The sequence below is a fragment of the Neisseria sp. P0022.S009 genome (assembly GCF_051956675.1).
Taxonomy (GTDB): Bacteria; Pseudomonadota; Gammaproteobacteria; order Burkholderiales; family Neisseriaceae; genus Neisseria.
This window is the reverse complement of the sequence record NZ_JBQCXE010000077.1, coordinates 1-440: the sequence shown is the minus strand read 5'-3', so window position 1 is coordinate 440 and position 440 is coordinate 1. Positions and strand designations below refer to the sequence as shown.

Here is a 440-nt window from a genome sequence, read left to right as displayed (position 1 = left end):
GGCTCTGGTGTTGAAGATCTCCTGACGCACCAGTCCTGATGCCATATAGCCGCTCGGAATCATCACAGCCAACACGACGGCAGTAATAATGATGCTTTGCAACCGGCGTTTGGATTCCGTTACCAACCCCCTGCGCGGCAGCTTGAGCAGCTTGGAAAACAACAAGGTCGAAAAAGCGATGAACACGCAGTTGATGGCAAAAAGATATGAAGCACCGAGAAAGTAGTGCCAGTTGCCATGTGCCAGTCCGTAGCCCGCAGTACACAGGGGCGGCATCAATGCGGTAGCAATCGCCACACCCGGTATGGCATTGCCTCCTTCTTTTCGAGTCAGCGCCACAATACCCGCACTACCACCGAAGAAGGCAATCAACACATCCAAAAGGGTCGGCTGAGTACGCGCCAAAAGCTCGCTTTGCGCCTCTTTAAGCGGGGTTAACA

Annotated in this window: 1 protein-coding gene; it reads right to left on the bottom strand. The window is 53.6% G+C overall.

The genetic code is table 11. The features are described 5' to 3' along the window. Window positions 1-440, bottom strand: a 440-nt coding sequence (locus tag ACTHUG_RS11510; RefSeq protein ID WP_440422304.1) for a DUF389 domain-containing protein, incomplete at both ends; no start/stop codon positions are given.